The sequence below is a fragment of the Azospirillum formosense genome (assembly GCF_013340925.1).
Classification (GTDB): Bacteria; Pseudomonadota; Alphaproteobacteria; order Azospirillales; family Azospirillaceae; genus Azospirillum; species Azospirillum formosense.
In genome coordinates this window covers 1-4,598 of the sequence record NZ_WHOR01000362.1, presented here as the reverse complement: position 1 = coordinate 4,598, position 4,598 = coordinate 1, and the positions used below count along the sequence as shown (strand labels likewise).

Annotated in this window: 5 protein-coding genes; 4 read left to right on the top strand and 1 reads right to left on the bottom strand. The window is 70.6% G+C overall.

Annotated elements, in window-relative coordinates; translation table 11 throughout:
- The first annotated feature begins 37 nt into the window (after window positions 1–37).
- Complete coding sequence (locus GBZ26_RS27200) at window positions 38–628, top strand: GNAT family N-acetyltransferase (RefSeq protein ID WP_014240843.1); 591 nt, start codon at window positions 38–40, stop codon at window positions 626–628.
- A 119-nt stretch (window positions 629–747) separates the two neighbouring features.
- Window positions 748–966: a hypothetical protein gene (locus tag GBZ26_RS27195; RefSeq protein ID WP_174441491.1), complete on the top strand. Its 219-nt coding sequence runs from the start codon at window positions 748–750 to the stop codon at window positions 964–966.
- Window positions 967–1,036: 70 nt separating this feature from the next.
- Here the strand turns inward: GBZ26_RS27195 and GBZ26_RS27190 are convergent, their stop codons facing one another.
- Window positions 1,037–1,612, bottom strand: a complete 576-nt coding sequence (locus GBZ26_RS27190) for a YqgE/AlgH family protein (protein WP_174441490.1) — start codon at window positions 1,610–1,612, stop codon at window positions 1,037–1,039.
- Window positions 1,613–1,770: 158 nt separating this feature from the next.
- Here GBZ26_RS27190 and GBZ26_RS27185 point away from each other — a divergent pair, with 158 nt between their 5' ends.
- Both GBZ26_RS27185 and GBZ26_RS27180 read left to right on the top strand, forming a co-directional pair.
- Window positions 1,771–3,855, top strand: a complete 2,085-nt coding sequence (locus GBZ26_RS27185; RefSeq protein WP_174441489.1) for a protein-disulfide reductase DsbD family protein — start codon at window positions 1,771–1,773, stop codon at window positions 3,853–3,855.
- A gap of 28 nt (window positions 3,856–3,883) precedes the next feature.
- Window positions 3,884–4,366 (top strand): peroxiredoxin, encoded by a 483-nt coding sequence (locus GBZ26_RS27180; RefSeq protein WP_174441488.1) that lies wholly within the window; start codon window positions 3,884–3,886, stop codon window positions 4,364–4,366.
- The last annotated feature ends 232 nt before the right edge of the window (window positions 4,367–4,598 follow it).

Genomic DNA, 4,598 nt, shown 5'->3' with positions numbered 1-4,598 from the left:
GTTCCGGTAAGGGACGCGCCAGGGTGGGAGGGGCACCATGATCCGCCTGCTCGGCAGTGGCCTTATCAGCCCGCCGGCGGTCCGGCTCGACGGGCCGATCTGCTACATCCGCCCACCGCTGCCGCGGGATTGGCGGGAATGGGCCGACCTGCGGGCGGACTCCCGCGCTTTCCTGACCCCCTGGGAGCCGACCTGGCCGGCGGACGCCCTGACCCGCGCCGCCTTCGGGCGGCGGTTGCGGCGGCAGGCGCAGGAGTGGCGCGACGACCAGGGCTACAGCTTCCTCGTCTACGACCGCGCGACCGACCGGCTGGTCGGCGGGCTTGGGCTGACCAACCTGCGGCGCGGCGTGGCCCAGATGGCGACGCTCGGCTATTGGGTCGGGCAGCCCTACGCGCGCAACGGCTACATGTCCGGCGCCACCCGGCTGGTGCTGGACTTCGCCTTCGGGCAATTGGGGCTGCACCGGGTCGAGGCGGCCTGCCTGCCGACCAACGCGCCCAGCCGCGGCCTGCTGGAAAAGGTCGGCTTCACCCACGAAGGCTACGCGCGCGGTTACCTGCGCATCGACGGAGTGTGGCGGGACCATGTCCTCTACGCCATCCTGCGCGAGGAATGGCGGGGCTAGCCCGTCCGGTCGGGGTGCCCGCCTCCAAAATCCCAAGACGTCGTTCCCGCCGGCTTAACCCGGGGTTAAGGGAGCGGGCGCAGGCTGATGGCATGTCCTTCGCATCGCATGAGGCGGATATGTCGTCGAACCCCACCTATCCGAACGCCACTTGGACGAAAGAAGATTCCCTGACCTACGCCGTCGAACTGGACGGGCGCCGCGTCGATCTGCGCTATGAGGCGTCGGGGTTTCAGAGCGGCTGGGCGGTCTACGCCGGGGACGAGCTGGTCGAACGGTGCAGCGAGCTGATGCAGGCCCGCGGCCTCGCCCTGGCGATCGCCAGCAAGAGTCCGTAAGCGAACTTTGACGTGAAATCCCGCCGCTTGCGGTGCGGCGGGTGGTGCTCTTGATCAGGAGGGGGTGCCGTCAGGCGTGCCCGGCCTCCGCCGACAGCATGGACAGGCTGACGCCCAGCTTGGCGATCGAGCGTTCCCACTTGGTGTCCAGTTCGGGATCGAACAGCAGAGTCTCGTCGCAGGGCACGTTCAGCCAGCCGTTCGCCTGGATTTCCGCGTCCAACTGCCCCGGCCCCCAGCCGGCGTAGCCGAGCAGCAGGATGTTGCGGCGCGGTCCGCGATCCTCGGAAATCGCGCGCAGGATGTCGATGGTCGCGGTCAGCGCCACCTCGTCGTCCACCACCAGCGTGCCGTCCCGCACGTAATCGGTCGAATGCAGGACGAATCCGCGCCCGGACTCCACGGGACCGCCATAATGGACGGGCATGCTGGCGACCGGCTCCTGGATTTCGATCTCGAGCTGCTCCAGCAAATCCTCGAAGGTGACCGACCCGAACAGGCGATTGACGACGAGGCCCATGGCGCCGTCTTCGTTGTGGGCGCACATATAGATCACGGTCCGCTGAAAACGCGGGTCCGTCATGCCCGGCATGGCGATCAGCAACTGGCCGGTCAGATAGTCCGAGGACTTGGTCAGGTGCGGCATGGGCGCTATCCTTGTGTCGGGGGACGGGCGGACCGTTGAGTGGCCCTCCCGAAGCCGTCTTCGCCCGAGTGTGACAGCACGGGCCAAGCTTTGTCATCCATATACAGCCACGGCCGATGGGCGGCCCGCTGCGTCTTGATATGAGAACAGTCGGTGCGATGAAAAGGTTTGTTCCGTTCCTGCTCGCCATCCTGGCCTTGGCCGCACCCGGAATGGGGAGGGCGGAGACCGGCGCCTGGGTCACGTCCGGCCCGGTGGAGGCGCGGCTCGTCGCGTCGGTGCAGGGGGTGGGCGATCTCGCCAAAATCCCCCTGGGGCTGGAGGTCCGGCTGGAGCCCGGCTGGAAGACCTATTGGCGCACTCCGGGCGACGCCGGTTTCGCGCCGCGGCTGGACTGGTCGGAGTCGCGGAATCTCAAGGCGACGGAGCTGATCTACCCGGCTCCGCACCGCTTCACCGTGCTGGGCTTCGAGACGGCGGGCTACGACGCGGAGGTGCTGTTTCCCATCACCGCCACCCCGGCGGAGCCCGGCAAGCCGCTCGACCTCGCGCTGAAGGCGGAACTGCTGGTCTGCTCGACCATCTGCGTGCCGGAGATGGTGGCGCTGTCGCTGTCCATCCCCGAGGGGCCGGCGACGCCCGGGCCGTCGGCCAACGACATCGCCCGCGCCCAGTCCCTGGTGCCCGGCGACGGGCGGGCGTCCGGACTGACCGTCACGGCGGTGCGCGGCCAGGGTGCTGTGCTGGAGGTCGAGGTGACCGCGCGCGAGCCGATGGTCGCCCCCGACGTGTTTGTCGAGACCGACCCGCCGGTGACCTTCGCCGCGCCCAAGAGCCAGTTCCTCGACGGCGACCGGCGCGCGATCCTGCGGATGGACGCGACCGATCCGCAGCCCGGCCTTGACCTTGCCGGGCGGGCGATGACGCTGACCGTGGTGGACGGCAACCGGTCGGTGGAGGCTCCGGCGACCGCCGCGGCCGGGCTGGGCGGCAGTGCCGGGGCGGCTCCGGCGGGGCTGCTGGCCATGCTGGGCGTCGCCCTGCTGGGCGGGCTGATCCTGAACCTGATGCCCTGCGTGTTGCCGGTGCTGTCGCTGAAGCTGCTCTCCATCGTCCAGCATGGCGGGCGGGCGCCCGCGGCGGTGCGCGCCGGCTTCCTGGCCTCGGCGGCGGGCATCCTGACCTCCTTCCTGATCCTTGCCGGGGCGCTGGTCGCGGTGAAGGCGGCGGGCGGTGCCGTGGGCTGGGGCATCCAGTTCCAGCAGCCGCTGTTCCTCGTCTTCATGGTCGTCCTGGTGACTCTGTTCGCCGCCAACCTGTGGGGCCTGTTCGAGCTTCCGCTGCCGCGCGCCGTCGCCGACCGGCTGGGCGGGCCGGAGGGGCAGGGGCTGGGCGGCCAGTTCGCCACCGGCACCTTCGCCACGCTGCTCGCCACGCCCTGCTCCGCGCCCTTCCTGGGGACGGCGGTGGGCTTCGCGCTGGCCCGCGGGGCGCTGGAGGTGTTCGCCATCTTCGCCGCGCTGGGCGTCGGGCTGGCGCTGCCTTACCTGCTGATCGCCGCCTTCCCGCGCGCCGCGCGCCTGCTACCGCGCCCGGGGCGCTGGATGGTGGCGCTGCGCCGGGTGCTGGGCGGGGCGCTGGCCCTGACCGCGCTCTGGCTGCTGTCGGTGCTGGTCGTCCAGGTCGGCGAGGTGCCGGCGCTGGCCGTCGCTGTGCTGATGGGCGGGCTTGTCGCCGCGTTGTGGCTGGGCCGCCGACTGGCGGAAACGGCGCGCTGGGCCGGGGCGGCGCTGGCCGGGCTGCTGGCCCTGGTGGCCTTCGCCGTTCCCGCCGTCTTCGGCCCCTCGGCCGGGGCGGCCCCGGTGGCCGAGAGCGCGGCGGCGCGCTGGACCGTCTTCGACGAGGCGGCGATCCGCGAGCAGGTTGCCGCCGGGCGCACCGTCTTCGTGGACGTCACCGCCGACTGGTGCATCACCTGCCAAGCGAACAAGAAGCTGGTGCTGAACCGCGGCACCGTCGCGCAGCGGCTGGAGGACACCGGGGCGGTGACCGCCATGCGCGCCGACTGGACCCGGCCGGACGAGGCCATCGCCCGCTACCTTGCCCGACATGGCCGCTATGGTATTCCCTTCAACATCGTCTATGGTCCGGGGGCTCCGGAGGGCATCGCGCTTCCGGAACTGCTGACCGAGGGCGCCGTCCTCGACGCGCTCGACCGGGCGTCCGGCAAAATCAAAAGCTGAAACACAAAAAATTGGGAGTTCAGGAGACATGACCATTCAAGTGGGCGACGCCATCCCGTCCGTCACGCTGAAGCACCTGACCGACAACGGGATGCAGGACATCACCACCGACGCGCTGTTCAAGGGCAAGACGGTGGTGCTGTTCTCGGTGCCGGGCGCCTTCACCCCGACCTGCTCCGCCAAGCATCTGCCGGGCTTCGTCCAGAAGGCCGAGGATCTGAAGGCCAAGGGTGTGGACGACATCGTCTGCCTCGCCGTCAACGACCCCTTCGTGATGCGCGCCTGGGGCGAGAAGAACGGCGTCGGCGGCAAGGTCACCATGCTGCCGGACGGCAACGCCGCGCTGACCCAGGCGCTGGGCCTGACGATGGACGGCACGGGCTACGGCCTCGGCCTGCGCGGCCAGCGCTTCGCCCTGGTCGCCAAGGACGGCAAGGTCACCCACCTCGCCGTGGAGAAGCCGGGCCAGTTCGAGGTGTCCTCGGCCGAAGCGGTGCTGGGCGCGCTGTAAGGGATTGAAACCCCTCTCCCGCCACGGGAGAGGGTGCCCGCGAAAGCGGGCGGGTGAGGGTGCCGGCAAGGATCAACACACCATTCTCGCCAGTACCCTCACCCTCCCGCCTCAAGGCGGCGGGCCCCCCCCTCCCCCCGGGCGGGCGGGGGGGGGAACGGCAACGCCCCCTCGCGCCGGCCCCGGGGGGGTGGGCTGAGCCGCGTGCCCCGCGCCTTGTCCTCCTGTCCCT

Coding starts and splice junctions, on each gene's coding strand:
- GBZ26_RS27200 (WP_014240843.1), top strand. CDS start 38: ATGATCCGCCTGCTCGGCAGTGGCCTTATCAGCCCGCCGGCGGTCCGG.
- GBZ26_RS27195 (WP_174441491.1), top strand. CDS start 748: ATGTCGTCGAACCCCACCTATCCGAACGCCACTTGGACGAAAGAAGAT.
- GBZ26_RS27190 (WP_174441490.1), bottom strand. CDS start 1,612: ATGCCGCACCTGACCAAGTCCTCGGACTATCTGACCGGCCAGTTGCTG.
- GBZ26_RS27185 (WP_174441489.1), top strand. CDS start 1,771: ATGAAAAGGTTTGTTCCGTTCCTGCTCGCCATCCTGGCCTTGGCCGCA.
- GBZ26_RS27180 (WP_174441488.1), top strand. CDS start 3,884: ATGACCATTCAAGTGGGCGACGCCATCCCGTCCGTCACGCTGAAGCAC.